Origin of the sequence: Streptomyces sp. NPDC046876 (genome assembly GCF_040645035.1) — a bacterium.
Lineage (GTDB): Bacteria > Actinomycetota > Actinomycetes > Streptomycetales > Streptomycetaceae > Streptomyces.
Genome location: NZ_JBEYXK010000036.1, coordinates 1 through 26,025 on the forward strand (window position 1 = coordinate 1; position 26,025 = coordinate 26,025).

The following is a 26,025-nucleotide window of genomic DNA, read 5'->3' on the forward strand; positions in this document are numbered from 1 at the left end:
CCGCCCCAGACCCCGCGCCTCAAACGCCGGCGGGGCTGGAAGATCCAGCCCGCGCGGCGTTTGAGCGCACCGGGCGCGGAGCGCCCGGAACCGGGTCCGGGCGGAGTCCGGTTTCTGGGGGCACCTCCCAGCGGTAGCTGGGGGAGAAGGGGCGGGGAGGGGACAGGCTCCGCGCAGCGGGACCCGGCAGGGGCGGGGCCGAGTCGCCGGACCGGGGCGGCGGCCCGACCATGGAAGGGCAGCGGCCAGGGGGGCCTTCGGCGGGAGAGGCCAGTGGCGGATACCGAGACGGAAACCGGTGTGCTGATCGCGGGCGCCGGCCCGGTGGGCCTGACCGCAGCCGCAGAGCTCCGCCGCCAACGCGTCGACTGCCGCATCGTCGACCGCCTCCCGGCCCGCCTCCCGTACGCCAAGGCGGTCGGCATCCAGCCCCGCACCCTGGAGGTCTGGGACCGCATGGGCATGGTCCGCGCCGCCCTGGAGGCCGCGGTACCCCTGCGCGGCCAGTTGATGTACGTGGACGGCGCCCCGCAGGGCCACATCGACCTCCGGCTGCCCCCCGAGGTGCCGTACGGGTTCGCCGCCCTGCCCCAGTACGAGACCGAGCGCATCCTCGAGGAGCACCTGGCCCGCTTCGGCACCGCCACCGAGCGCGGCGTCGAGCTGCTGTCGTTCACGCAGGACGACGACGGAGTCGTCAGCCGGATCGTCACCGCCGACGGCGAGGAGCAGGAGCTGCGCTCGCGGTTCCTGGTCGGCTGCGACGGGGCGCACAGCATCGTCCGCAAGACGCTCGGACTGGGCTTCGAAGGCGGCGCGTTCCCCGACGAGTACATGCTCGCGGACGTGGAGGTGGACTGGAGCCTGCCCCAGGGCTACGGGGTGCGTTCCGTGCACCACGGGGTGGACGGGGCCGTCGACGACCTCCTCGTCTGCATTCCCCTGCCCGGACGCCACCGCTACCGCATGTCGATGCTGGTGCCGCCGGAGCTCTCCGCGGAGGGCGCGCAGGGCGACGCGGTCGCCCACGGCCTGGAGGCGCAGCGCGCCCCCGGGATCGAGCACATCCAGGCGGTCCTGGACCGGCTCTCGCCCGAGCCCACCACGGCGTCGGCGATGCGCTGGTCCTCCGTCTTCCGCGTCAGCCACCGCCTGGTGGACCGGTACGGCGACGGCCGGGTCTTCGTCGCGGGCGACGCGGCCCACGTCCACCCGCCGACGGGCGCCCAGGGGATGAACACCGGCATCCAGGACGCGTACAACCTGGCCTGGAAGCTGGCCCTGGCCCTGGACGGCACCGCGCACCCGCGGCTGCTCGCCAGCTACCACGCCGAGCGGCACCCCGTCGGGGAGGAGGTGGTCGGCCGTACGGTGCGGCACGCCACCCAGGGCCTGCAGGCGGATCCGGACGACGTGGCCACCGTCACGCTCCGCGAGGCGCAGCTGCTGGTGGCGTACCCCGACAGCCCCGTCGTGGGGCCGGGTACCGCCGGGGCCGAGGGCCCGGGCCCGGGCGAGCGGGCCCCGGACTGCGGCGGGCTCACCTCCGCGGTGGCGGCGGTCCCGCTGCGGCTGTACGACCTGCTGCGCGAGCGCGGGCACGTGCTGGTGCTCTACGCCGACTCCCCCGCGGCGGTGGCCTCCTGCGGCGAACTCGTCGCCGGGGTCAGGCGGTCGACCGCCACGGCCGCGCTGTCGGCGTTCGTGGTCCTCGCCGGCCCGGGCGAGCCCGACGGGAAAACGGACGCGGAGGCGGAATCCGAGCCCGACGGCGAAGGCGCGTCCGACGTCCGGTTCGGGACGACGGACGCCGACGGGGCGCCCCTGCCGGTCTTCGTGGACAGCCGGGGCGAGTTCGCCCTGCTGTACCGGACCGACGGTCCTGCGGCCTTCGTCGTACGCCCGGACGGCTATCTCGGAACGCGGCTCTCCCCGCTCAGCGTCCCGGAGCGGACCACCGTGCTCGTGGACCACCTGGCGCGGGTCTTCCGCATCTGATCAGCGGCCGCCCGCGTCGACTTCGGAATCGGCGTCGGCATCGGCATCGGCATCGGCATCGGCGCCACCGCCGGTCTCCGGCTCCGGGACGGCGCACTCGGCGGTACGGCGGCGCACCAGGTCCTCCTGGGCCAGCCGCCGCAGCAGTTCCAGCACGGGCGCGGACAGGGCGAAGACGATCACGGCCCGCTCCGCGAGCGCCGCGGCGTCGTCGAGCGTGGACGCGCGCTCCAGGTCCAGTCGGGCGATGGACCGGGCCAGCTCCGCGTACGCGACGAGGCCGTCGGGCCGGTAGCCGGGGTCGAGCCGACGGAGCTGCTTCAGGGCGGTGGCCAGCCCCCCGACGTGCGGGGAGGTGACGGGCACCTGCCAGTCCATGGCCGCGATCAGCTCGGCCACGTCCGCCCCGGCGGCAGCCTCGTCCTCCGCCTCCCGTTCGGGGTCGCCGGCCGGCGCCTCGGCGACGGGCACCGGCAGGGCGTAGCTGATCGCGCCGAGGGTGCCGTCGGTGGTGTCGGCCCGGTCGACCGCGGCCAGCACGTCGCGGGTGGCGGCGATGGAGAGCCCGCCCAGGCTGGTCAGCGCCTTGATCAGGCGGAGGCGGTGGATGTGCTCATCGCCGTACTCGGCGAGGGTCGCGGCCGTCGCCCGGCCGGCGGGCAGCAGGCCTTCCCGCCGGAAGTACTTGATGCTGGCGACCGGCACGCCGGTACAGCGGCTGAGCTCCGAGATCTTCATACGGCTTCCTCGCGGTGGTGCGGCCCGGCAGATGTCGGTCCGACTGGACACACAAGCAAGATACTGCCACTATCTAGTTCTGGATAGCCCAGATATCCAGCTACTCGATGTGACCCCACGGAGCAGCCATGCCTTCCCCTCAGCCCTCCTCCGTACTCCGCAGCCCCAAGCTGTGGATCGGCTCAGGCCTCATCCTCGCGGTGGTCTCCACCCTCTTCGCGCTGCTCTACGTCGGCGGCAACGTCAACCCGAAGGGCAACTTGCGGGACCTGCCCGTCGCCCTGGTCAACAGCGACCGCGGGGCCGACACGGGCGGCAAGCACGTCAACCTGGGCGAGCAGGTCGTCGCGGGGATCGAGAAGTCCGCGGCGAGCAACCGCAGCATCGCCTGGCAGGTCATGACCCGGCAGGAGGCCGACAAGCGGCTCGGCCAGGGCAAGCTCTACGGCGCGCTCGTCGTCCCGGCGGACTTCACCACCTCGGTGGCGGGCCTGACCGCCGCCCCGCAGCAGGGCCAGGGCCAGGCGCAGGGCCAGGGCCAGGCTCAGGGCCAGGCGCAGGCGCAGGGCCAGGCGCCCCAGGGCCAGACCCAGCCGCAGGGCCAGGGCCAGGCCCAGCCGCAGCCGGCCCGGCCGACCCTGACCGTGCTGACCAACCAGTCCGCCGGCAGCATCGGCTCCTCCATGGCCAGCGGCGCGAGCCAGAAGGCCGCCCACGCCGCCTCCGCGCAGCTCGGCAAGGACCTGCTCGGCCGTGCGGCCGGACAGGGGGCCCAGCTCTCCCCGGCCGCGAAGCTGATGCTCGCCGACCCGGTCGCCGTGGAGGTCGCCGACGGCCACCCGCTCGGCGCCCGCAGCGCCATGGGCCTGAGCGCCTTCTACTACGCCCTGGTCCTGCTCGTCTGCGGCATGCTCGCCGCCAACGTGGTCAACTCCCAGGTCGACAACGCCCTCGGCTACCTGCACACCGACTTCGGTCCCTTCCGCCAGCGCACGCCCGTCCGGCACACAAGCCGCGTGCGCACCCTGGCCGTGAACACCGTCATCATGCTCGGCCTGTCCGTGGTCATGGGCTCCCTGGTCGAGGCCACCACCGTCGGCCTGCTCGACATGGACGCCTCCCACCTCGGCCTGCTGTGGCTGTACTCGGTCGGCACCATCGCGGTCGTCGGCATCAGCGGCCTGGCGCTGCTCGCCGTCTTCGGCACGCCCGGCATGCTGCTCTCCACGATCGTCTTCATCGCGATGGCCGTCCCCTCGTCCGGCGCGACCGTGCCGCTCGAGGCGCTGCCCGGGTTCTTCCGCACGCTGTCGGAGTTCGAGCCGCTGCGGCAGCTCACCGGGGGCCTGCGCTCCATCCTCTACTACGGCGCCCAGGCCGACGCGGGCCTGACCCGGGCCTGGACCGCGATGGGCATCGCGCTGGCGGTCTCGCTGGTCTTCGGCTTCGGCATGACCCGCCTCTACGACCGCAAGGGTCTGCACCGCATCCCCCGCCCCGAGGGCGAGACGGCCGACGCGGCAGCGGAGCCCGTGAACGCCTGAGCACGGCGCACCGCACGCACCGCACGGCACCGCTCGCACCGCACACATCGACGAGAAGCCTGGAGCCCGACCGGCAGCACGACCGGTCGGGCTTCAGGCCGCTTCCGGAGGGGATACCGGCCAAGAAGCCGCCCGCCCGGACTCGGCCCGCCGACGAGCGGGCAGCCGTACGGCATGCCGAAGAACCCGCGTGAGCTGCCCCGCCGGATCTCCGACGACCACGTCGACGCCCTCGTGGACCTCGACCCGATCACGGGCACGATGCTCGGGGTGTCCGGGGCCAACGGCCGGCTGCCGGACTTCTCCCCCGACGGGGCCCGTGCGCTGGCCGACCTGGCCCGTACGACCCTGCGCCGCCTGTCCGCCTCCGAGGCGGCGGCCACCGCCACGGACACCGACGATGCGGTCGAGCGGCGGTGCGCGCGGCTGCTGCGCGAGCGGCTGGAGGCGGAGCTCGCCCAGTACGAGGCCGGTGAACACCTGCGCGCGGTGGACAACTCCACCTCGCCGCTGCACCGCGTACGGAAGGTGTTCGCGCTGACCCCCACCCGCACGGCGGAGGACTGGGCGGCCCTCGCCCGGCGGCTGCGGGCGGTGCCGCAGTGCCTGGCCGGCTACCGCGCCGCCCTCACCGAGGGCCTCGGGCAGGGGCTGGCCGCGGCCCCTCGGCAGGTACGGGCGAACGCCGCCCAGCTGCAGGAGTGGCTGGCGGCCGAGCCCGGCGCCTTCGCCCGGCAGGCAGCGGCCGCTCCGGAGTCCGTACGCCGCGAGCTGGAGGCGGCGGCGTCGGTGGCGACCGGTGCCTTCGCCGAGCTGCGGGCCTGGCTGGTACGCGAGTACGCGGGCCGGGTCGGCGAGGTTCCCGACGCCTTCGGCGCCGAGCGCTACGCCCGCTTCGCCCGTTTCCACACGGGCGCCGACGTCGACCTCGACGAGGCGTACGCCTACGGCTGGTCGGAGTTCCACCGCCTCCTGCCCGCGATGCGCGACGAAGCGGCCCGCATCCTGCCCGGGGCGCAGGACCCGTGGCAGGTGCTGGCCTGGCTGGGCGAGCACGGCCGCAGCATCGAGGGGGCGGAGGAGACCAGGCGGTGGCTCCAGTCGCTCATGGACGAGGCCGCGGACGTGCTCGACGGCACGTATTTCGACATCGCGGCCCCGGTCAGGCGGGTGGAGTCCTGCATCGCCCCGCCGGGCGGCGGCGCGGCGCCGTACTACACGCAGCCGTCCCTGGACTTCTCCCGGCCCGGCCGCACCTGGCTGCCCACACAGGGGCGGAGCCGGTTCCCGCTGCACAACCTCGTCTCCACCTGGTACCACGAGGGCCTGCCCGGCCACCATCTCCAGCTCGGGCACTGGACCCACCTCGCGGGCGGCCTCTCCCGCTACCAGACGAAGGTGGCCTGGGTGAGCGCCGCCACCGAGGGCTGGGCCCTGTACGCGGAACGCCTGATGGACGAACTCGGCTTCCTGAGCGACCCGCAGGCCCGGCTGGGCCATCTCGATGCCCAGATGCTGCGCGCCCTGCGGGTCGTCGTCGACATCGGGGTGCACCTGCGGCTGGCCGTGCCCGGGGACTCCCCGCTCCACGCGGGTGAACGGTGGACGCCCGCCCTGGCCCGGGAGTTCCTCGGCCGCCACTCCAGCCGGCCCGCCGGCTACCTCGACAGCGAGGTCGTCCGCTACCTGGGCCGGCCCGGGCAGGCCATCACGTACAAGCTCGGCGAACGGGCCTGGCTGGAGGGCCGCGAGGCGGCGCGGGCGCAGCAGGGCCCGGCCTTCGACCTCAAGCGGTGGCACATGGACGCCCTCTCGCTCGGCTCCCTCGGCCTCCACGACCTACGGACCGAACTCACCGCACCCCGCCCCTGACCGCGCAGAACTGGCCGGAACACATCCGTGACACCCGGCGCGGTACGGGTAGCCTTCCGGGTCCGACGGGCGCCTGGGGGAGGCGGTTGGCATGGATGCAGGGAGCGGGAGCGCCGTACCGAGCGACGCATCGGTGGCCAGGGTCCTGGGCCCGGACGGCATACCCGAGGGGGCGGGGTTCCGGGCGGCCCCGCGCGAGGTCATCACCTGCGCCCATGTCGTCGCCAAGGCCCTCGGGCTGCCGGAGGACACCGCCGATCCGCCCGGGGGCCGCGTGTGGGTGGACTTCCCGCTCGCCGAGCGCAGCACCCGGGTGCCCGCGCGGATCGCCGCGTGGACCCCGGTCGGCCGGGACGGATCCGGGGACGTCGCCGTCCTCACCCTGCTGGAGGACCCGCCGGCCGGGGCTCCCATCGCCCGCCTGGTGGAGGACGCGGCCGGCCCCGACCGCCGGGTGCGCACCTTCGGCTTCCCGCCACACCGCGACGACGGGGCCTGGAGCGTCGGGTGGCTGCGCGGCGCGACGGGGCCGGCTGGCTCCAGTACGACACCGATCCGGCCAGCGAGCACCGGGTGGAGCGCGGCTTCTCGGGCAGCCCCGTCTGGGACGTCGCCGAGGGCGGTGTGGTCGGCATGGTCGTCGCCGCGGACGCGCGGGCCGGGGTGCGCACCGCCTACCTGATCCCCACCCGCACCCTGCGGGGCACCTGGTCGGCTCTGGCCGACGCCGCCCTGCCCGCCTGCCCGTTCCGCTCGCTGGAACCCTTCGAGGAGCGGGACGCGGCCCTCTTCCACGACCGCGGCGAACCGGCCCGCCATGTGGCCCCCCTGGCTCACGGCGGCGAACTCCGTCTCGAAGCTCGTCCTGACGGCATGGGACCTGACCGGGGCGGCACCGGTGGCGAGGGAACTGCTGAACCTGCCCACCGACGACCTCAAACGGGCCGTGCACATGGACCTGAGCCAGGATCTGGCCCGGGTCGCGGTCATCGAGACGAACTATGCGTCCCCGCCTGCCGTGGAGCATCGGATCGAGATCCGTGACCTCGCGAGTGGGAAGGTGCTGCACGAGGAGCGCGGCACGCAGCAGGTGGCCGTGACGGGCATCGCGGCGAGCGCGGATCCCGGGCAGGCGGTGGCCTACGGCTTCGTTGACGGCCAGCCCGGACTCCCCCCCCGTGGCCGATGGCTCCGTGCGCACCTTCGTAGGCAGGGAGACCTGGCAGGCGATGGACCTGACGGGTCCCGCAGCCGGTCAGGCCGCCGTCCTGACGTCGATCGGCCTCCTCGCGGTCGTCGGGCCCGGTGACCGGGACGCCCTCAGCCGTGTCCCGGCGGCCCCCGCGCCCGTGGCCGGGTCCCCTTCGGCCGGCGAGGCCCGGCAGTGGATGGACCGCCTGTGCCGGATCCTCGCCGACGAGACGCTGCCGCCGGGCAAGGAGGCCAAGCTGCCGCCCGGGGCCTACCGGGGCCGGCTGTGCGCGGGGTGAGGAGCGTCCGGAGGACGGGTCATGACGCCAGCGCGGCGCGCAGGGCCGTGGCGGATTCCGCCGAGGTGTAGAGGGTTTCCGCGGCCACCCGGCCCACGGGGCCCAGGTCCAGGTGGACCGGCGGTGCCAGGCGGAGGACGACGTTGACGTTGCCGTCCACGGAGCAGGCCACTGCGTTCGGTTCGCCCGGGACGGGGCGCGGGCCGCAGCCCGGGACGGTTCGTACGGTCGATCCGACCGAGCGCACGGCCTCGCGGGGGAGCTGCACTTCGCCGAGGAAGCCGGTGCGGAGCACGAGGGCGTCCCCGCGTACCTCGTGCGGGGCGCGGGCCAGGGCCGCGACCGTGCCCAGTCCGGCCAGGATCAGCACCGCTTCCAGCACGGCGTGGGCGACGCGCACCGCGGGCGGCAGCATCGACGAGATCGGGACCGCGGCGGCGAGTTCCATCACCACCAGGCACAGCAGGTTCTGGCGCAGCGTCTGGGAGTGCGGTGCGGTAGCGGTGGCGGCCGCCCCGTCCCGGCTGCTGCGCCGCGTCCCCGGCACCAGGGCGGCCGCCCAGATCCGCACGATCCGCCACGGGGTGGGCCGCCCGGCCACTGTCCCGCAGATCCCGCCCGTTGCCTGCGTGTCCATCCGGTCCTCCCCTTGCTGGTGGTTGCCTCCAGCCTCGCCCCGGCCGCGCGCCGGACCCAGTGAGGTTTGTCATCGTTCCCGGCTCCGACGGCCCGTCAGAGGCGACCCACTATCCATCACCTGTGACATGTGAAATATTACCTGCGCTCCATCCCTCCCCTCCGTCCCAACTCACCGAAAGGTCAGCCACGTTGCGCAGACTCGCTGTGGTGGGAGCGGCGATATCCCTCGCCCTCCTCGCCACCCCCGCGCTCGCGGCCACCGCGCCGCCGCCCCCTTCCCCGGGCGGACAGCAGCAGGCCGAGCAGCACGCCCCCGCACCTCCGCCCGCGCCCCTGGAACTCCAGCGGCAGGCCCTGCGCCGGCAGGCGCTGGAGAGCGTCGCGGCCGGCGGTCCGGCCGCCGCCGTCAAGGCGGATGCGGACGGCACGCTCCCGCGCCAGGCCAAGGTCGGCAAGCGGTACGTCGAACTCGCCCAGGAGCGCAAGGACAAGGTCTTCGTCATCCTGGCCGAGTTCGGCGACCAGGTGGACACCACCACCGAGTTCGAGGGCAAGCCCCGCTTCGGCGGCACCCCCGGCCCCCGCCACAACACCATCGGCAAGCCGGCCGCGAACGACAACCACACCCTGTGGCGCAAGGACTTCGACCGGTCCTTCTACGAGAAGCAGTTCTTCTCCCCCGACCCCCAGTCCGCCTCGATGCGGGCCTACTACGGGCTGCAGTCCTCCGGCCGCTACGACATGGACGGCACCGTCTCCGACTGGGTGAAGCTCCCCTGGAACGAGGCCCGTTACGGCACCGACAACTGCTCCGAGCCCGGCCAGTGCCGCACCAACTGGGACCTGATCCGGGACGCCACCGCCGCCTGGTACGACGCCGAGCGCGCGAAGGGCCGTACGCCCGAGCAGATCAAGGCGCAGCTCGCCGAGTACGACGTGTGGGACCGCTACGACGCCGACCACGACGGCAACTTCGACGAGCCGGACGGCTACCTCGACCACCTCGTCGTCGTGCACGCCGGCAAGGACCAGACGTGGGGCGGCGGCGCCCAGGGCAAGGACGCCGTCTGGGCGCACCGGTGGTTCGCGTACTGGAACCAGGCCGGCAGCGCGGGCCCCGAGGGCAACAAGGCGGGCGGCACGCCGATCGGTGACTCCGGCATCTGGGCCGGCGATTACCTGACGGGCGGCGAGAACAGCGGGGCGGGCCTGTTCGCCCACGAATTCGGCCACGATCTGGGCCTGCCCGACCTGTACAGCTCGGACGGGGACAACAGCGTCAACTTCTGGTCCCTGATGTCCTCAGGCTCGTACCTGGCCAAGGGCCGGAACACCACCGGCGCGTGGCCCGGCGACCTCGACCCGTGGAGCAAGCTCCAGCTCGGCTGGCTCGAGTACACCGAGGCCGACGCGGGCCGCAAGACGCGCGCGGTGCTGGGGGTGTCGGGCTACAACACCGAGGACCCGCAGGCGCTGCTGGTGCACCTGCCGCCGTCGGAGACCCGGACCGAGCTGATCGACCCGTACGAGGGCGCCAGCCAGTGGTGGAGCGGCACCGGCGACTTCATGGACAACACCCTCGGCCGGACGGTCGACCTCACCGGAGTGTCCGGGCCGGCCCGGCTGGACGCGCGGCTCTGGTACGACATCGAGCAGGACTTCGACTTCCTGACGGTGGAGGCCTCCACGGACGGCGGCACGACCTGGACGCCGCTGCCCGGCACCGTCGGCGGTACGGCCGTCCCGGCGAAGGGCGTGTCCGGGACCTCGGCAGGCTGGACCGAACTCGCCGTGCCGCTCGACCGGTTCGCGCGGCAGAGCTTCCAGCTGCGGCTGCGCGTCACGTCCGACGGGAACACCCACGGCAAGGGAGTCACCTTCGACGACCTGCGGATCACCGCCGGCGGGCGCGAACTGCTGCACGACGGGGCGGAGCAGGGGGCGAACGGCTGGAGCGCGGTCAAGTGGTCGCGTACGGAGGGCCACACGGGCAGCGAACGCCACCCGCGCGCCTACCTGGTCGAGAACCGGCGCTACACCGGCTACGGGGCGCAGCTGAAGACCGGACCGTACAACTTCGGGTTCACCGGCGACCAGGTGGAGTTCTACCCGTACCAGCAGGGCGTGCTGATCTGGCTGTGGGACACCGCCTACAGCGACAACACCACCAAGGCCCATCCGGGCGGCGGGCTGCTGCTGCCGATCGACGCCCGGCCGGAGCCGCTGCGGCACGCGGACGGCTCGCTGCTCAACGCGCGGGCGCAGACGTTCGACGCGCCGTTCTCGCTGCGGGCGAGCGACCGGATCGTCCTGCACAAGGCGGGCGCGCCGACCGTGATCCCGTCGCGGCCGGGGGTCGCCGTCTTCGACGACCACCGGGGCTCGTACTGGAACGCGGAGCTGCCGCAGGTCGGGGTCAAGGTGCCGGACACCGGGACCCGGATCGCGGTGGTGAAGGAGGCCTCGGGGGGCGCACTCACGACGGTGCAGGTGAGTCCTTCGTCCTGAGGGACGGACCGCCGATCCCCCGGGGCCGCTGACCGGCGACCGGCCCGCCGGCCCAGCCGGACCCGCCCGGCCCGCCCGACCCGCCCGCTCCGGTGGCGCGGGGCGGGCGGGCCCGGCCGCGGCGGAGGCGCTGCTCCCGGTGGGCACGGGTTCCGCGGCGGCAGTGGCGTCCCCGGTGCATCCGGGCCGGCCGCTTCGGGCGGCGGACACCGCGCTCGCCGACTGGGCCGGAGTCGGGAGCGCCCTGCAGCGAGCCGGAGCGATGTGGGGGCCGGTGTTCCGCGCGCGATGCGGTGCTGGGCGGCCGGGGCGGCGACTACCGCGGGGTCTACAAGTGCCTCTTCCCGCGCCGGGAAACGGTCACGGACCACCACTGGGTGGTTCCGTGGAGCCTGGGGATGGCCTCGAACGTCGCCTTCCAGCCCCTGGGCGGGGGCCGGGTGGCGGTGGGCGACGCACTGGGGCCGGCGGATCCGGTCGCGGCCGCACTGCGGGCCACGACTGTCGTATGGCCGGCGATGCCGGGGGCGGCACCCGGGGCGCTCGTGGCCGGGGAGCAGGTGGATACTGCCGGTGGAAATCGACGCAGCACGGCCGGACAGCACCTCGCCCCCCCACCCCTGAGAGGTCACCTTGAGCGGAACACCGCCCGTTTCCACCCTGGACGCCTGGCGCCGGGAGCCGTTCTCCTGGCAGGGCATGACGCACGACTGCTACGAGCAGGGCGAGGGGCCGGGCGTCGTCCTGCTCCCGGAGCTGCCCGGCATCACGCCGGCGGTGCTCGGCCTGGCGCAGCACGTGGTCGACAGCGGGTTCACGGTGGTGATCCCGTCGCTGTTCGGCGTGCCGGGGCGGCCCGATACCGACCCGCGGGCCGGGGCCTCCATCGTGCGGGCCTGCATCTCCCGGGAGTTCGCCGCCTTCGCGACCAACGCGCGGCGGCCCGTGGCCGATTACGTCCGGGCCCTGGCACACAGCCTGGGCGGGCGGACGCCGGGCCCGGGGGTCGGGGTGATCGGGATGTGCTTCTCGGGCGGGTTCGCCCTGGCCGCCGCCGTGGACGGCGCGGTCCTGGCGGCGGTGCTGAGCCAGCCCTCGCTGCCGCTGCCCGTGACGGCGGCGCACCGCGCGGATCCCGGCCTGTCGGAGGCGGAGCTGCTCGAGGTGGCCCGGCGCACCCGGGACGAGGGGCTGTGCGTGCTGGGGCTGCGGTTCTCCGAGGACGGCCTCGCCCCGGGGCAGCGGTTCGCCACGCTGCGCGAGCGGCTCGGCGGGGCCTTCGAGTACATCGAGCTCGACTCCGGCCCGGGCAACGGCGGCGGCTTCGGGCGGCGGGCCCACTCGGTGCTGACCCGCGAGGTCCGCGAAACGCCCGGTCACCTGGCCCTGGAGGCCCGGGAGCGGATGGTGGCCTTCCTGCGCCGCCGGCTGGCCCCCGGTGCGCCTGCGCTGCCGGAGGTGCCCGTGGCGCCCGCGGCCGCCACGGCCTCGGATCCCGAGGCGGACTGAGCCGGGCGGCCCGGCCGGCGGTCAGGGCCGCAGCACGGCGCAGGTGGTGGTGCCGTGGGCGTACAGCCTGCCGTCGTGGGTGCCGATGATGCGGGCCTCGGCGGTGGCGGTGGTGCGGCCCACGTGCAGGGCCGTGCCCTCGCAGCGCAGCGTCGGGGTGTCGGACAGCACCGGGCGGATCATGTGCACGCCCAGCTGGACCGTGGTGTAGGTGCTGCCCGCGGGCAGGCGGGTCATCACGGCCGAGCCGAGGGCCGAGTCCAGCAGGGTGGCGAGGAAACCGCCGTGGACGGTGCCCATCGGGTTGAGCAGGTGGCCGCCCGGGTCCCCCTCGAAGACCGCTCGGCCCTCGCCGACCTCGGTGAGCCGGAAGCCCAGGGTGCTCATGATCGAGGCGGCGGGCAGCGCGCCCTCGTGGGCGGCCCGGAGGATCTCCAGGCCGGTCATGCCGAGGAGGTCCGGGGCCGGTTCGGGGCGCGGCTGCCAGGTGTGGGTGCGAGTGATCGTCTCGTGCGTGGTGGTCATGGGTCGACCGTAGGCGGGTCCGGGCCGGGGGCGGGAGTGTCGGATCCGGCAGTTTGCGGATGGATTCCGACACCGGGTGGTGCCGCCGCGCCGCCGGTAGGGTGGGCGGATGAAAGTCGCCGTACTCGCCTTGGACGGGGTGTTCGACTCCGGTATCTCCAGCGTCCTCGACGTGCTCCACACCGCGCATGCGCTGCGCGGGCAGCTGGAGGGGGCGGCGCCGCCCGGCTTCGACCTGCGCACGGTCGGGGTGCGCCGACGGGTCCGGACCGGGCTCGGGCACCGGATCGACACCGAGGACGCCACGGCCGCCGAGGACGCGGACATGCTCGTGGTCCCCGCCCTGATGGAGCGGCGCCCGCAGGCGCTGGTGGAGCTGGTCGGCTCGGCCGCGCACCGGACGGCCCGCCGGGTGCTGGCCGAGGCGCGGGAGCGGCGCACCCCGCTCGCGACCGCCTGCACCGGAACGTTCCTGCTGGCGGAGTCCGGCGTCCTCGACGGCCTGCGGACCACGACCAGTTGGTGGCTGGCGCCGGTCTTCCGGGAGCGCTATGCCCGCGTGGCCGTCGACGAGAGCCGGATGGTGACCACCAGCGACGGCGTCACCACGGCCGGCGCGGCGTTCGGCCACATCGACCTGGCGCTGGCGATCGTACGGATGCGCAGCCCTGCCCTCGCCGACCTGGTGCGGCGCTACCTGGTCGTGGACGACCGCGCCGCGCAGGCCCCGTACACGATCCCGAGCGCGCTCGCCCGACACGACCCGCTGGTCTCGGCGTTCGAGCAGTGGGTGCGCGCCCGGATCGGCGAGCCGCTGTCCATCGCGGAGGCCGCCCGCGGGCTCGGGGTGAGCGAGCGCACCCTCCAGCGCACCGTGACCCGTACGCTCGGCTGCTCCCCCATCCGCCTGGTGCAGGACCTCCGGGTGGAGCAGGCCGAACACCTGCTGCGCACGACCGCGCTGCCGCTGGCCGCGGTGGCCCGCCGGGTCGGGTACGAGAGCCCCGGCCCGCTGCGCACGCTGCTGCGCGACCGGCTGGGCCGCAGCGCCCGGAGCCTGCGCTCCCGAGGAACGGGCCCACGTTCGAAGCCGGGGTCCGGCACATCCGGCCTCGCCGGCGATTGAGGCGCGGGGTTTGGGGCAGCGCCCCAAGAAAACCCGGCTCCGCCCGGACCCTCCCCGACTCCGTCCGAAGGGACCAGCGCAGCGACGGACGGGGGGACCGGCGCTGCGCCGGTCCCCCCGTCGTCCGCCGTCGTACGCCGACGGCTCACTCGGCGGCGGCGCGGTCGCGCAGCCCGATGCCGACGAGGACCGCTGCCGCGAGGACCAGGCCGGCGTCGACCGCGAGGACCGTGCGCACCCCGTCGAACAGCGAGGCCTGCGTGGTGGCCAGGACGCCCAGCAGCGGGATGCCGATGGTGAGGCCGACCTGCTGGGTGGTGGTGACCAGGCCGGCCGCCAGCCCCTGCTCCTCGTTGCGGAGCCCGCTCGTCGCGACGAGGCCGTACGCGATGATCGCGCCGAGGTGGAACATGCTGGCCACCGAGACGGCGACGGTGGCCACCAGGGCCCCGGACGCGGTGCCGACGGCGAGGAGCGCCGCGGTGAACACGCCCTGGCCGAGCAGGGAGCCGATCAGGGTGCGGCGGGCGCCGAAGCGGCCGATGACCTTGGGGGCGTACGAGCCGGCGAAGGCGGACGCGATGCCCTGGACGCCGAAGACCAGGCCGGTCCGGAAGGACGACAGGTGCAGGGTCTCCTGGAGGTAGAGCGTCAGCACGAACACGACCGTCGACATCATCGCGAAGGTCACCAGACCGCCCGCGTTGCCCCAGGCGACCGTGCGCCGCTTCAGCATCGGCAGCGAGACGAGCGGGGCCGAGGCCTTCGACTCGACGGCGCCGAAGGCGAGGAGCAGGACCACGCCGGCGGCGAGGGTGCCCCACACGTCGGCATCGCCGAAGCCGCGCTGGGCCGCCGTGGACAGGGCGTAGATCAGGGCGAGGAGGCCGCCGGTGACGGTGACCGCACCCGGCACGTCCAGGCGCGGCCGCTGCGGGGTGCGCGACTCGGGCAGCAGGCCGGGGGCGAGGGCGAGGACCACCACGGCGGTGACGGCGAGGAGCCCCATCGTGGAGCGCCAGCCGAGGGTGTCGGTCATGACGCCGCCGAGGACCATGCCCACGGTGAAGCCGAGGGACAGCAGGGTGCCGGAGATGCCGAGCGCCTTGTCGCGCAGCGGGCCCTCGGGGAACGTCGTGGTCAGCAGGGACATGCCGGTCGGCACGATGACCGCGGCGCCGAGGCCCTGCAGGGCGCGCCCGGCGAGGAAGGCCGCCGGGTTCCAGGCCAGGGTGGCGAGGAGGGAGGCCGCGCCGAAGACGGCGAGGCCGATGAGGAAGAGCTTCTTGCGGCCGAAGAGGTCGGCAATCCGGCCGAAGAGGAGCAGGAAGCCGCCGGAGGGCAGGGCGAAGGCGGTGACCGCCCACTGCAGGGCGGACTGGCTCAGGCCGAGGTCCTTGCCGAGGGCGGGCAGGGCCACGTTCAGTACGGAGAAGTCGAGCGCCACCATGAACTGGGCGGCGCAGAGCACGAAGAGGACCAGCTTGGCCCGGCCGGTGAGCCGGTGCGCGTCGCCGGCCGCGGTACCGGTGCCGTGGCCCGCCGCGGTCCCGGTCCCGGTCTCGGCTCCGGTCCGGGTCTCGGTCTCGGCTTCGGTCCGGGTCCCGGCTCCGTGGGGGGTCGTCGTCTGTGTGTCGATTGCCATGGCCCCACCCTCGCGGCACGGGAATGGCCGTGGAGAGTGGGAACTTATCCTGTTGGTGGCACCACCAGGCAGACGACAGGGGGAGTTCGTGGCCACGCCGATCGACAAGCACCGCCGTTCCGAGCTGCGGGAATTCCTGATGAGCAGGCGGGCGAGGGTCACGCCCGCGCAGGCCGGTCTGCCGGACGGCGGGGCCCGCCGCCGCACGCCCGGACTGCGCCGCGAGGAGGTCGCCGTGCTCGCCGGGGTCGGGGTGTCCTGGTACCAGTGGCTGGAGCAGGGGCGGGACATCACGGTGTCGCCTCAGGTCCTGGATTCCGTGGGGCGCGTGCTGAAGCTGTCCAGCGCGGAGCGCCGCCACCTGTACGTACTGGCCGGGCTCAATCCGCCGGCGCTGCAGGTGGCGCCTGCCGACCGGGACATGTGCGACGGGTTGAAGCGGCTCATCGACGCGTGGATGCCGTTCCCGGCGCACATCATGGACGCCTACTGGAACACGGTGATGTACAACGACGCGGCCGCGCTGGTGCTCGGTATGCGGCCGGAGATCGTGCAGAACTGCCTGATCGCGTTCTTCACCGACCCGCTGTACCGGTCGCGCTCCAAGCGCTGGAAGGAGATCGCGTGCACGGTGGTCGCCCAGTACCGCGCGGCGTGTTCGGAGTGCCCCGACGACGAGGGGTTCATGGCGGTGATCGAGGAGGCCAGGGAACTGAGCCCGGAGTTCGCCGCGTTGTGGGACCAGCGGGACATCCGGCCCGGCGGTCAGGTGCGCAAGGAGCTCGAGCACCCGGTCGTGGGCACGCTGTTCTTCGAGTCGACGCAGCTGCGGGTGCCGGCCCGGCCCGACCTGTCGATCGTGCTGCACACCCCATGGCCGGCCACCGACACGGCGGCGAAGCTGGAATGGCTGACCTCGGCGGAGGGCCGGCGCGGCACCATGTACCCGGTCGCCGGCTGAGGCGGGGCTGCGGTCCCCGCGCTGGATCGCGCCCTGCGATACTCGCGCCATGAGCCCTCACCGCGACCCCGTCGACCTGGCCCGCAGCATCGTCGCGGACCGGTTCCCCGCAGCACTCGCGGCCGTTCTGGCCGGGTCCACCGCGGCCGGGCGGGCGACGGCGAGCAGCGATCTGGACCTGGCGGTGCTCGTCGCCGACGGCGGTGAGACGTACCGGGAGACGGTCCGGGTCGAGGGGCGTCTCGTGGAGCTGTTCGTCCACACCCGCGAGGGGCTCGCGGAGCTGTTCGCCGCGGACGCCGCCTCACGGCGCGCGGTGCTGCAGAGCATGTACGCCACCGGCATCGTCCTGGTCGACACCGGCGGGGAGGCCGGGCGGGCCCGGGCGCTGGCCGAGGCCGATCTGCGGTCGGGGCCGGCGGAGTTGGGGGCGGATGCGGTCGAGACCAAGCGGTACGTGCTCACCGACGCGCTCGATGACCTGGCGGACGCGCAGGACCCGTACGAGCGGCTCGCGGTGGGCGGTACCGTCCTCGCCTCCGCCGCCGAGCTGCTCTTCGACCACCACCGGGCCTGGGGCGGCGGCGGCAAGTGGCTCCCGCGGCGGCTGCGGGAGGCCGACCCGCAGCGCGGCGGCGCCCTCCTCTGCGGCCACCGCGAGCTGTGCGCGACCGGGGACCCGGCCGGCCTGGCCGAAGCGGCAGGACAGGTCCTGGACCTGGTCGGCGGCCCGCTCCGCGAGGGCTACCGCAGGACCTGGCGGGGCGTCATCGAGTCCGTCGGCGTGAGCGCCCGCCGCCAGGACGGACTTTGGCCCCGGTCGAAGTAGGCCTCCAGGTCCGCGTCGAGCGGGGGGACGCGGCGCGGGATCCCTCCGCCCCGCAGGGACTCCGTCGCCCCGCAGCCCGCGGCCACGGCCATGCGGGCGGCGACCGGTGAGGTGTCCGTCGTACCGCCCTCGCGGACGAAGCGCAGGAACTCGTCGACCAGTGCCGTGTCCGCTCCGCCGTGGCCGCCCGGGTCGGCGCCGGCCGCCACGGTGCGGGTGGCGTCCGGTGCACGGTCCGGGCGAGGCTGCCGCGCAGGCCGTAGCCGAGGACGCCGATCCGCAGGTCCGGCATGAGGAGGCTTCCCTTCGCAGAACGTCGCAGACGCCGCCGCGGACGCCTGCCCCGCGGGGATTCTGTCCGCCCGGCGGCCTCCTCAAGACACCGGCAGCTCAGGACGCCGGCCTCCTCGAGACACCGGATCCGCCAGGATGGGGGCATGGAGAAGGCAGAGCTGGAGGAGCGGGCCCGGCGGCTGGCGGCGGCGGGCGGCCGGCGGATCCTCGGGATCGCGGGAGCGCCGGGCGCGGGGAAGTCCACGCTGGCCGGGCACCTGGCCCGGGTGCTCGGGCCGGAGCGGGCGGTCGTCGTGCCGATGGACGGGTTCCACCTGGCGCAGGCGGAGTTGGTGCGGCTGGGCCGGGCGGACCGCAAGGGCGCGCCGGACACCTTCGACGCGGCCGGGTACGCGGCGCTGCTGCGCAGGCTGCGCGAGCCGGCAGCCGGGGAGGTGGTGTACGCGCCGGCGTTCGACCGCTCGCTGGAGGAGCCGGTGGCCGGGAGCATCCCGGTCGGGCCGGACGTACCGCTGGTGATCACGGAGGGCAACTACCTGCTGCACGAGGCGGGTCCCTGGGCCGCGGTCGGACCGCTGCTCGACGAGGTGTGGTTCCTGGCGCCCGACGAGGGGCTGCGGGTGCGGAGGCTGGTGGACCGCCACGTGCGCCACGGCAAGGAGCGGGGGTACGCGCAGGCCTGGGTCTCCCGCTCCGACGAGGCCAACGCCCGGCTGATCGCGCCGGGGCGGACCCGTGCCGATCTGGTGGTGGAGTGATCCGCCCGCCCCGTCGACACCCCGTGCGAAGCGCGATGCGCATGGTTTTGGCCATGGCGTGACAGACTGCGTCCTCGGTCACGGGGGCATCGGGCCCGCGTACGCGTGGAATCGGGAGAGTAGTGCGCAAGGCGAAGTGGGCGGCCGCGGCTGCCGGTGTGGTGCTGCTGGTCGCCGGATGCGGCAGCGAGGGCGGTTCGGACAAGGGCAAGGGGTCCGACGCACCCGCGTCCGGGTCCTCCGCCTCGGCTCCGGCGGCCGGGGCCGGTACGGGAACGGGTTCCGGAACGGGTTCGGGCAAGGGCGGGTCCCTGGACGCGGCGGCGGTCAAGAAGGAGATCGACACCGCGGCCACGGCGGCCGGCTACACGCAGAAGCCGGGCGACGACGTCCCGGCGAACCTCAAGTCCTGCATGGTGTCCTGGGCCGTCGACGCCAAGAAGGCCGCCGACTCGAAGAAGTCGTACGACGACACGGTCTCCGCCCTGGCCAAGGGCGGCTGGAAGGAGGGCCGGTCCCTCGACCAGCAGGGCTCGGTCATCAAGACGCTGGAGAAGAGCGGCTGGAGCGTGAAGGCGAGCTACCACGGCGCCGGCCCCCTCCAGATCGTCCAGTTCATCGGCACGGACAACGGCCCCGTGTGCGCGAAGGCCTTCCAGGAAGACCTCGCGAAGAACAAGCAGTAACCGCCGGGCGCGGTGCGCGGGTTCCCGTACGTCCCGAAAGGAGGCGGGAACCCGCGACACGCGTTCGGGATCAGGCTTCGGGCTCGTCCGCCCACATCAGGGAGTCGATGAGCCACGTGCCGCCGTGGTCGCTGAGGCGGAACGTCTTGCGGCCCCAGGCGGAGAACGGGATCCCGCCCCGCACGCCCCACTTGAAGTACTCCCCGGAGCGCGTGGCGGTCCCGGCGGCCACCAGGGTCGTCGACGCCACCTCGATCTCCGTGAACTCGGTCAGCTCCGCCCCGTTGAGCAGGACCAGGCGGGGGGCGAGGAACTGCTCCACGTCCATCCGGTCGACGGTGCCGTCCTCGGCGACCCGCTCGATCACCGCGTCGGGCGCGAGCACCGCCCGCGCCCCGTCCAGGGTGACGGCCTCTCCCCCGCGGCGCGTGAAGGCCGCGTAGAAGGCGGTGGCGGCCGCGTCGAGGGCCTTCTCGTCGGCCGAACGGGGCCTGGCCCGGCGCCAGTCGGCGGCGAGGACCGCGAACCGCGAGGAGTGGCGCCAGGAGCCCTTGCGGTGCACGTCCTCGCGGGAGACGGCCTCGTGGCGCATGCCGATGCGGCGCATCAGCGCCGCCGAGGCGGTGTTCTCCACGAAGCAGACGCCCGTGACGCGGTGCCAGCCGAAGCTGTCGAACGCCACGTCCAGGGCGGCCGTGACCGCCTCCGCGGCGATCCCGGTGCCGTGCACGTCCGGGTGGAAGGCGAAGCCGACTTCCCCGGTCAGCGGCGCCCTGTCGTCCCGCTTGAGCAGCACCTCCCCGACCACCCGGCCCGACTCGGTCTCGACGGCGAGGTCCAGCCAGTCGCCGGGCTCGGCGAGCGCCTCCCCGGCGAGCATCCGCTCCAGGGTGCGCTGCGTGTCCTCGCGGGTGTGCGGCTCGTGCGGCAGGTACCGCGCGACCTCGGGCAGGGAGCGGTGGGCGTGGATCGCGTCGAGGTCGTCGGCCCGTACGGGGCGCAGGCTCAGCCGCTTCGTCCGTACGGGGTAGTCGGGGTGTACGGGCGCGTGCTCGGCCGGGTCGGTCATCGGGCTCCCCTCGTTCGATGGTGCTGCCTACCTTGCCATCCGGCCGGAGCGGGGATCACTCCGGGCCCGGCGTGCGTGAAGGACCCCCGACCGGGCCGCCGAACTCGCCCTGGCACGGGCGGAGCTGAACCGGCTCCGTACTGCAACAGAAGTGCCACTACGCTTCGTGTTTACCTTCCGCCATTACGGTTACATCACGAGGTGACAGGCACTCAGTACCCGACGGAAGGCAAGAACATGACCCTTGTCACCGTACTCATCCTCGCCGCCGTCCTCGGCTGCATCGCCCTCCTCGCGTTGGCGCCGGCAGCTCCCGCCAGACGCAATCCCGAGCCGGCCCGCCCGGCCACCGAGGTCCCCCGGCTGAAGACGGTCCCCGGGCAGCGCAGCATCCACCACCGCGCCGGCTGACCCCGGGAGGACGGACGGACATGACCGACGGCCCGGACCCGGACCCGGAAGCGGAAGACCCCGGGTCCGAGTCCAGGAACGAGATCCACGGGGGCGTCTTCTTCAACATGGTGGTCCAGGGCAGGACCGTCACGTTGCAGCTCCCCCCGCCGATCACCCCGGCACTGTCCGGGCTGCCCGTCGCCTCGCGCGGTTCACGGGCCGTGAAGGCCAGGTCCGGGAGCTGCTCGCCGCCCTTGCCCCCGAGAGGCCGAGCAGCCGGCCCTGGTGGCGGTGGCGGGGCTGGCCGGGGTCGGCAAGACCGAGCTGGTCGTGCAGGTCGCGGCCCGGGCCCTGCGAGAGACCCGCTGGTTCCCCGGCGGGGTGCTGTTCGTCGACCTGTTCGGCTACAGCGAGTCCCGGCGCCTCTCCCCCGAGCGCGCTCTGGACGGGATGCTGCGCGCCCTCGGCATACCCGAGGAGCACGTCCCCGCCGACCTGCAGAGCCGCAGCCGCATATACCGCAGCGTCCTCGACGCCTTCGGCCGGCAGGGGCGGCGCATCCTGGTCGTCATCGACAACGCCGCGACGGAGGAGCAGGCCGAGCCGCTGCTGCCGTCCGACGGCACGACCGAGACCCTGCTCACCTCCCGGCACACCCTCACCGTGGGCGGCAGCCTCCACGACCTGGGGGTGCTGGAGCAGCAGGGGTCGGTGGACCTGCTGCGCACCTCCCTGGAGCCGGCCCGCGGCGCGTCCGACCACCGGGTGCGGGACGAGCCGGGAGCGGCGGCCGCCATAGCCGGGCTGTGCGGGGGTCTGCCGCTGGCGCTGTGCATCGCCGCGGCCCTCCTCGCCGACACCCCGACCCGCCCGCTGGCCTCGCTCGCCGGCGCACTGCAGGCGGCCCACACCCGGCTGCGCCACCTGCGCCGCGAGGACCGCGCCGTGCAGGCCGCGTTCGACCTGTCGTACGAGCGTCAGCGAGCAGGCCCGCCTGTTCCGGCTGCTGCCGCTCGATCCGGGCCCGGACGTCTCCACCTGGGCCGCCACTCAGCTGGCGAACCTGGACACGTACGGCACCGAGGCCTTGCTCCTGGACCTCGCCCGGGCCCGTCTGATCGAGCCCGGGCGGGAGTGGGGGCGCTGGCGGATGCACGACCTCGTCCGCCTGTACGCCGACGAACGCGGCCGCGCCGGCGCGGAGGACGACGCACGACGCAGTGCGTACCGCAATCTGATGGAGTACTACCTGCGCACGGCGCACGCCGCCGACGCCCTGCTGACCCACCGGCCGGCTCCGCACCCTTCGCCGCTTCGCGACCGCGGTGATGCCGTGGCGTGGCTGGAGCACGAGCGCCCCAAGCTGGTGGCGGCCGCGCTGACGGATCCCCAGGCCGTCGTGGTCCTCGCCTTCGTCCTCGCCCGCTTCTTCGCGATGCGCGGCTTCCTCGACGACTGGCTGGTCATCAGCGAGCGTGCCGTCGCTGTCTGCAGGGCCAAGGGCGACCGGGACGGCGAGGCCGCGAGCGTCAACAACCTGGGCTTCGCGCAGCGGCACGCGCGCAGGTGCGACGATGCCATTGCGTCGCACACACGTGCCTGTGCGATGTACCAGGAGCTCGGCGACCGGCGGGGCGAGGCGATGGCCTTGACCCGGCTCGGCACCAGCCTGGTGGAGGTGAGCCGGGCCGGCGAGGCGATCGCCGCGCACACGAGGGCCGCCGCCATGCTCGACGCCCTGGGAGACCGGGCCAACGAAGCGGCGTCCATCGGCAATCTCGGCTGTGCCCTGCTGATGGCGGGAAGGCCGGAGGAGGCCGTCACGACCCTCGGCCGGGCCGTCGAGGCGTTCCGAGGCCTCGGCGATCCCACGGAGACCAGCTCGGCGCTGATCAACCTGGGCAATGCCCTCCAGCAGGCAGGCCGGCCCGAGGAGGCGATCAGCCACATCAGCGCGGCGGCGGCCGTCTTCCGGGAGCTCGACGACCACCGCCGCGTCGAGGAGGCCATCGACCCCCTGACCCGCACCGCCGTCCTCTTCGGGCAGCTCGGGGAGCGCCACAGCGAGGCCGTGGCGCTGGCGAATCCGGCCGTCGCCCTGCACACCCTCGGCAGGGGCGAGCAAGCGCTCGGCCTGCTCTCGCGGGCCGCGGCCGTCTTCGGCGAGCTCGGGGCCTCGGACGACGAGGCCGGGAGCCGGAACACGAGCGTGAACGTGACGGAGCCCGGGAGCATATCCAGCTCCCGGGCTCCTGTGGGCCACCCAATTGCGCACACCGGCGGCGTTTAAGAGTCGCGGATCATTCTGAGATCGACGTGTTCTACCTTTGAACTACCGTGCCATGAAGAGGCACAGAAGGGACTTGAACCCCTATCCATCGATGATCGCCCACGCTCGGTCGATCCGGTGTTCGGCGGCGAATACTGAGACTGGAGCGAGAATCTGAGATTTACGGGGCCGCCTCTACCGGCTTGGGCCACCCCGGCACGTGGGCCGGGGGAGGGATTCGAACCCCCACGATTGACACCCCATGGTCAGCTTCAACTTCAGTTTCAGCTTGCGCTTTTCGCGCACCCTCCCCGCTCAAAAGGAGGGAGATTCGAAAGGCTACCGGAAGAGGTAGCCGAACACCGCATCGCCGACGCGCTGGTCGGTGACGTCGACGCCGTTGGCCTCCTCGCGGGCGTACTTGACGGCCTGCTGGAGCTTCTCGACACGGTCGAGGAGCTCGTTCACGCGCCGCGCGGGCAGCGCGCCGGAGAACTTCACGGTCGTCCAGTACCCGACGGGAACGTCCTCGTAGTACACCTCGACCTGCGCCGGGTGCTTGTCGGTGGCCTCGGCCTTGACGTGGTTGCGCGGCACCTTCTTGGTGCGGATGGTGCGGACCGGGTCGGTCTTCCACGAGTCCGTCGAGGGGTCGAGGCTCCACGACTCCGAGGCGTCCAGCACCGGCAGCTTGCGTACGAAGGTGTGCAGGTCGGTGAGCTGCTTCTCCAGGAAGAGCAGGTACGGCACGGGCACCTGGGGCAGCAGGACCGTTCCGTCGACCACGACGTCCGCGGCCGCGGTGCGGTTCGCCCAGTCCTTCGTCGCGGTCACGTCGAACAGCCGCGTCAGGGTCGCCGCCGTGGTGCGCAGGACGTCCTCCGCCTTGACCTGCACCCGGGTGGACTCGGGCGGCAGTTGTTCGCCCTCCTCGTCCTTGGGCTGGTACGTACGGGAGATGCCGGCCAGCAGCGCGGGCTTCTGGACGTCGTGATGGGCTTGGGTCAACTCCTGCAGAGACTTGGACTTGACGCCCTTCTCCACGGCGATTATCTGATTCAGCTTCGGCACACGACGAACCTAACACCCGTCACGTGCGCACCACATCCGGGTTATTGGCGCTCTGCGCGTGTCACACGGGGAGGAGGGCCGGTCGTTTGGCGGTGCGGCCGGCGCCCGAGGAGCGGCCGCGCAGCCGCCGCAGCAGCCACGGGCCGAGGAAGGCCCCCGCCCAGCGGAGTTCGGCCGCGGCGGACTCCAGGCCGCGCACGGGCCGGGCGGGCGGGAGCGGGTGCGTCCAGGAGTCGTCGCTGCCGGGCAGGTCGAGGGCGTGGGCGACGGCCGCGGCGATCCGGGCGTGGCCCAGCGGTCCGGCGTGCAGCCGGTCCGCGCTCCACAGTCGGGGGTCGGTGACGACGGGGTGGCGGGCGGTCTCGGCGACGGCCACACCGTGGCGACGGGCGGCTTCGCGGATGCGGTGGTTGAGGGCGGTCACGCGGGGGCCGAGGGGCCGGGCCAGCGGGGTGACCTGGGCGACGTCGGGGAAGGTCACGGTCGCGACGCGCGTCCCCTGCGCGGTCAGCGCGGCGAAGACCGCCTCCAGGTGGCCGGCGACCTCGTCGGCGTCGAAGCGGGGCCGCAGCAGGTCGTTCATGCCGGCGATGACGGTGGCCAGGTCGGGGCGCAGCGCGAGGGCGGGGGCCAGCTGCTCCGCGCGGACCTGGCCGGCCAGGCGGCCGCGGACGGCGAGGTTGGCGTACTGCAGGCCGGGGTTGCGGCGGGCGAGGTCCTCGGCGAAGCGGTCGGCCCAGCCGCGCAGGCCGGTGGTGTCGTCGCCGTCGCCGACGCCTTCGGTCTGGCTGTCGCCGAGGGCGACGTAGCGCGCGTACCGGCCGGGGCGGCCAGGGTGTGCGGGGTGGCCGAAGTGTTCGGGGTGGCCGGAGTGTGCGGGGCTTGCGACGTCTTCGGGGTGTGCGGGGTGCGCGGGGTGTTCGCCGCGGGGGTCACTGCTCGGCACGGGCGGCCTGCCTCTCCTCGAGGACGGTGAGGGTGCGTTCGCACCACTCCTGGTTGACCTGTTCGTACGCGAGGCCCGCCAGGCACGTCAGGTACGGGCCGACGCGCTCGCCGTGGCGCAGGAAGTCCTCTTCGCTGCGCTCGCCGCGCATGCCCTGCAGGAGCCGGCCGAACAGCTCGGCCTTGGCGCGGGCGATGCCGGCGCGCTCGGTGAGCTGCGCGCACAGCGCACCGGTGTCGACGTGGTCGGCGGCATGGACCTTCACCACCAGGTCGTCGCGCATGAAGGAGGGTTTGGCGGCGGCGGCCGTGAACCGCTCCAGTTCGCCCAGTCCGGCGTCGGTGACCGTGAACAGGCGCTTGTTGGGGCGGGTGTCCTGGACCACTTCCCGGCCGCTGACCAGGCCTTCCTTCTCCAGCTTGGCGAGCTCGGTGTACAGCTGCTGGGGCAGCGCGTGCCAGAAGTTCGCCACGCCCAGGCTGAAGGACTTGGCCAGTTGGTATCCGCTCAGTTCCGCGTCGAGCAGGGCCGCCAGCACGGCGTGGCGCAGGGCCATGGGGCTCGCCTCCCGGTCGTTCCGTCACGCCCTCTATGCAGGCGCGCACGGCCCATGATACTCAGAAACCTGAATAGTCACATTCTTGAGTATGCCCGAGCACGAGGAGCGCGCGAGCCATGAACGCCAAGACAGCCGACCGTTTCCGCACCGCCGTCGAGGACCGCGACCTGGGCGCCCTGGAGGAGCTGTTCACCGAGGACGTCCGCCTGTTCAGCCCGGTGAAGTTCGTCCCCTTCGAGGGCCGGCCGATGGTGCTCGGACTGTTCGGGGTCCTGCTGCGGACCTTCGAGGACTTCCGCTACGTCGGCCGCTTCGACGGCAGCTCCGAGACCAGCGCGGACGGCTCCGAGAGCCCGTCGGCCGTGCTGCTGTTCCGGACGACCGTGAACGGACGCGAGATCCACGGGATCGACCTGCTGCACTTCGCCGAGGACGGCCGCATCAAGGAGTTCACGGTCATGGTCCGGCCGCAGTCCGCCGTCCACGCCCTGGGCGAGGCGGTCCTGGCCGGACTGGTCGCCGACGGCCTGGTGCCGCAGGCCGACTGAGACCCGCTGCCCGGCCGTCGCCCCCAACGCCCCCGCCCCTGACCGGTT

The 26,025-nt window shown here is 73.7% G+C and carries 23 protein-coding genes and 3 pseudogenes; 17 read left to right on the forward strand and 9 right to left on the reverse strand.

Features of this window, described 5'->3' with window-relative positions:
- The first annotated feature begins 273 nt into the window (after positions 1-273).
- Complete coding sequence (locus ABZ924_RS20170; protein WP_361911260.1) at positions 274-1,998, forward strand: FAD-dependent monooxygenase; 1,725 nt, start codon at positions 274-276, stop codon at positions 1,996-1,998.
- Here ABZ924_RS20170 and ABZ924_RS20175 read toward each other — a convergent pair whose 3' ends face one another.
- On the reverse strand, positions 1,999-2,736 hold the full coding sequence (locus tag ABZ924_RS20175; protein ID WP_361911263.1) for a MerR family transcriptional regulator: 738 nt from the start codon (positions 2,734-2,736) through the stop codon (positions 1,999-2,001). It abuts the gene before it with no gap.
- 128 nt (positions 2,737-2,864) lie between these two features.
- Here ABZ924_RS20175 and ABZ924_RS20180 point away from each other — a divergent pair, with 128 nt between their 5' ends.
- The 4 genes from ABZ924_RS20180 to ABZ924_RS20195 all read left to right on the forward strand — a co-directional run bounded on the left by ABZ924_RS20180 (position 2,865) and on the right by ABZ924_RS20195 (position 7,642).
- Entirely contained in the window at positions 2,865-4,280 is a 1,416-nt protein-coding gene (locus ABZ924_RS20180; RefSeq protein ID WP_361911266.1) for a DUF3533 domain-containing protein, read from the forward strand.
- A 174-nt stretch (positions 4,281-4,454) separates the two neighbouring features.
- Positions 4,455-6,152, forward strand: coding sequence for a DUF885 domain-containing protein (locus ABZ924_RS20185; RefSeq protein ID WP_361911269.1), 1,698 nt, complete (start codon positions 4,455-4,457; stop codon positions 6,150-6,152).
- Positions 6,153-6,243: 91 nt separating this feature from the next.
- The gene (locus tag ABZ924_RS20190) at positions 6,244-6,834 is read left to right on the forward strand and encodes a trypsin-like peptidase domain-containing protein (protein ID WP_361911272.1); all 591 of its coding nucleotides are present in this window, start codon (positions 6,244-6,246) and stop codon (positions 6,832-6,834) included.
- A gap of 511 nt (positions 6,835-7,345) precedes the next feature.
- Complete coding sequence (locus ABZ924_RS20195; RefSeq protein WP_361911275.1) at positions 7,346-7,642, forward strand: hypothetical protein; 297 nt, start codon at positions 7,346-7,348, stop codon at positions 7,640-7,642.
- 19 nt (positions 7,643-7,661) lie between these two features.
- Here ABZ924_RS20195 and ABZ924_RS20200 read toward each other — a convergent pair whose 3' ends face one another.
- Positions 7,662-8,279 carry a hypothetical protein gene (locus tag ABZ924_RS20200; RefSeq protein ID WP_361911278.1) on the reverse strand — a complete coding sequence of 206 codons (618 nt, stop codon included), beginning with the start codon at positions 8,277-8,279 and terminating at the stop codon, positions 7,662-7,664.
- A gap of 209 nt (positions 8,280-8,488) precedes the next feature.
- Here ABZ924_RS20200 and ABZ924_RS20205 point away from each other — a divergent pair, with 209 nt between their 5' ends.
- From ABZ924_RS20205 to ABZ924_RS20215, 3 genes and pseudogenes are all read left to right on the forward strand, one after another.
- Complete coding sequence (locus tag ABZ924_RS20205) at positions 8,489-10,789, forward strand: immune inhibitor A domain-containing protein (RefSeq protein ID WP_361911281.1); 2,301 nt, start codon at positions 8,489-8,491, stop codon at positions 10,787-10,789.
- 293 nt (positions 10,790-11,082) lie between these two features.
- Positions 11,083-11,241 (forward strand): annotated as a pseudogene (locus ABZ924_RS20210) (DUF1259 domain-containing protein); the annotation flags it as partial.
- Between the two features lie 181 nt (positions 11,242-11,422).
- A complete protein-coding gene (locus ABZ924_RS20215) occupies positions 11,423-12,298 on the forward strand; it encodes a dienelactone hydrolase family protein (RefSeq protein ID WP_361911284.1) in 876 nt (291 codons plus the stop codon).
- A 21-nt stretch (positions 12,299-12,319) separates the two neighbouring features.
- Here the strand turns inward: ABZ924_RS20215 and ABZ924_RS20220 are convergent, their stop codons facing one another.
- Positions 12,320-12,823 carry a PaaI family thioesterase gene (locus ABZ924_RS20220; RefSeq protein ID WP_361911286.1) on the reverse strand — a complete coding sequence of 168 codons (504 nt, stop codon included), beginning with the start codon at positions 12,821-12,823 and terminating at the stop codon, positions 12,320-12,322.
- Between the two features lie 109 nt (positions 12,824-12,932).
- Here ABZ924_RS20220 and ABZ924_RS20225 point away from each other — a divergent pair, with 109 nt between their 5' ends.
- A complete protein-coding gene (locus ABZ924_RS20225; RefSeq protein WP_361911289.1) occupies positions 12,933-13,949 on the forward strand; it encodes a helix-turn-helix domain-containing protein in 1,017 nt (338 codons plus the stop codon).
- Positions 13,950-14,094: 145 nt separating this feature from the next.
- Here ABZ924_RS20225 and ABZ924_RS20230 read toward each other — a convergent pair whose 3' ends face one another.
- Positions 14,095-15,399: an MFS transporter gene (locus ABZ924_RS20230; protein WP_361911418.1), complete on the reverse strand. Its 1,305-nt coding sequence runs from the start codon at positions 15,397-15,399 to the stop codon at positions 14,095-14,097.
- A 334-nt stretch (positions 15,400-15,733) separates the two neighbouring features.
- Between ABZ924_RS20230 and ABZ924_RS20235 the strand changes: the two genes are divergently transcribed.
- Together ABZ924_RS20235 and ABZ924_RS20240 are read left to right on the forward strand one after the other, a co-directional pair.
- Positions 15,734-16,555: a helix-turn-helix transcriptional regulator gene (locus tag ABZ924_RS20235; RefSeq protein ID WP_361911420.1), complete on the forward strand. Its 822-nt coding sequence runs from the start codon at positions 15,734-15,736 to the stop codon at positions 16,553-16,555.
- Positions 16,556-16,604: 49 nt separating this feature from the next.
- Positions 16,605-17,384: a nucleotidyltransferase domain-containing protein gene (locus ABZ924_RS20240; protein WP_361911291.1), complete on the forward strand. Its 780-nt coding sequence runs from the start codon at positions 16,605-16,607 to the stop codon at positions 17,382-17,384.
- Here ABZ924_RS20240 and ABZ924_RS20245 read toward each other — a convergent pair.
- Positions 17,300-17,569 (reverse strand): annotated as a pseudogene (locus tag ABZ924_RS20245) (hypothetical protein); the annotation flags it as partial. The gene ABZ924_RS20240 and the pseudogene ABZ924_RS20245 sit on opposite strands and share 85 nt — an antisense overlap.
- A gap of 252 nt (positions 17,570-17,821) precedes the next feature.
- Here ABZ924_RS20245 and ABZ924_RS20250 point away from each other — a divergent pair.
- Entirely contained in the window at positions 17,822-18,436 is a 615-nt protein-coding gene (locus tag ABZ924_RS20250; RefSeq protein ID WP_361911294.1) for a nucleoside/nucleotide kinase family protein, read from the forward strand.
- 122 nt (positions 18,437-18,558) lie between these two features.
- Entirely contained in the window at positions 18,559-19,122 is a 564-nt protein-coding gene (locus ABZ924_RS20255) for a hypothetical protein (RefSeq protein WP_361911297.1), read from the forward strand.
- Positions 19,123-19,192: 70 nt separating this feature from the next.
- Here the strand turns inward: ABZ924_RS20255 and ABZ924_RS20260 are convergent, their stop codons facing one another.
- Entirely contained in the window at positions 19,193-20,191 is a 999-nt protein-coding gene (locus ABZ924_RS20260; protein ID WP_361911300.1) for a GNAT family N-acetyltransferase, read from the reverse strand.
- A 201-nt stretch (positions 20,192-20,392) separates the two neighbouring features.
- On the opposite strand from ABZ924_RS20260, the gene ABZ924_RS20265 reads away from it, so the two are divergent.
- From ABZ924_RS20265 to ABZ924_RS20275, 3 genes and pseudogenes are all read left to right on the forward strand, one after another.
- On the forward strand, positions 20,393-20,602 hold the full coding sequence (locus ABZ924_RS20265) for a hypothetical protein (protein ID WP_361911303.1): 210 nt from the start codon (positions 20,393-20,395) through the stop codon (positions 20,600-20,602).
- A gap of 264 nt (positions 20,603-20,866) precedes the next feature.
- Positions 20,867-21,547: pseudogene (locus tag ABZ924_RS20270) on the forward strand (ATP-binding protein); the annotation flags it as partial.
- Between the two features lie 187 nt (positions 21,548-21,734).
- Positions 21,735-22,874 (forward strand): tetratricopeptide repeat protein, encoded by a 1,140-nt coding sequence (locus tag ABZ924_RS20275; protein WP_361911306.1) that lies wholly within the window; start codon positions 21,735-21,737, stop codon positions 22,872-22,874.
- Between the two features lie 318 nt (positions 22,875-23,192).
- Here the strand turns inward: ABZ924_RS20275 and ABZ924_RS20280 are convergent, their stop codons facing one another.
- The 3 genes from ABZ924_RS20280 to ABZ924_RS20290 form a co-directional block, all read right to left on the reverse strand.
- Positions 23,193-23,924: a hypothetical protein gene (locus ABZ924_RS20280; protein ID WP_361911309.1), complete on the reverse strand. Its 732-nt coding sequence runs from the start codon at positions 23,922-23,924 to the stop codon at positions 23,193-23,195.
- A 61-nt stretch (positions 23,925-23,985) separates the two neighbouring features.
- On the reverse strand, positions 23,986-24,870 hold the full coding sequence (locus ABZ924_RS20285; RefSeq protein ID WP_361911312.1) for an SGNH/GDSL hydrolase family protein: 885 nt from the start codon (positions 24,868-24,870) through the stop codon (positions 23,986-23,988).
- Positions 24,857-25,426: a PadR family transcriptional regulator gene (locus ABZ924_RS20290; protein ID WP_361911315.1), complete on the reverse strand. Its 570-nt coding sequence runs from the start codon at positions 25,424-25,426 to the stop codon at positions 24,857-24,859. Before ABZ924_RS20290 ends, ABZ924_RS20285 begins: the two co-directional genes overlap by 14 nt.
- 119 nt (positions 25,427-25,545) lie before the next feature.
- Here ABZ924_RS20290 and ABZ924_RS20295 point away from each other — a divergent pair, with 119 nt between their 5' ends.
- Positions 25,546-25,977, forward strand: coding sequence for a nuclear transport factor 2 family protein (locus tag ABZ924_RS20295; RefSeq protein ID WP_361911318.1), 432 nt, complete (start codon positions 25,546-25,548; stop codon positions 25,975-25,977).
- Positions 25,978-26,025 lie beyond the last annotated feature (48 nt).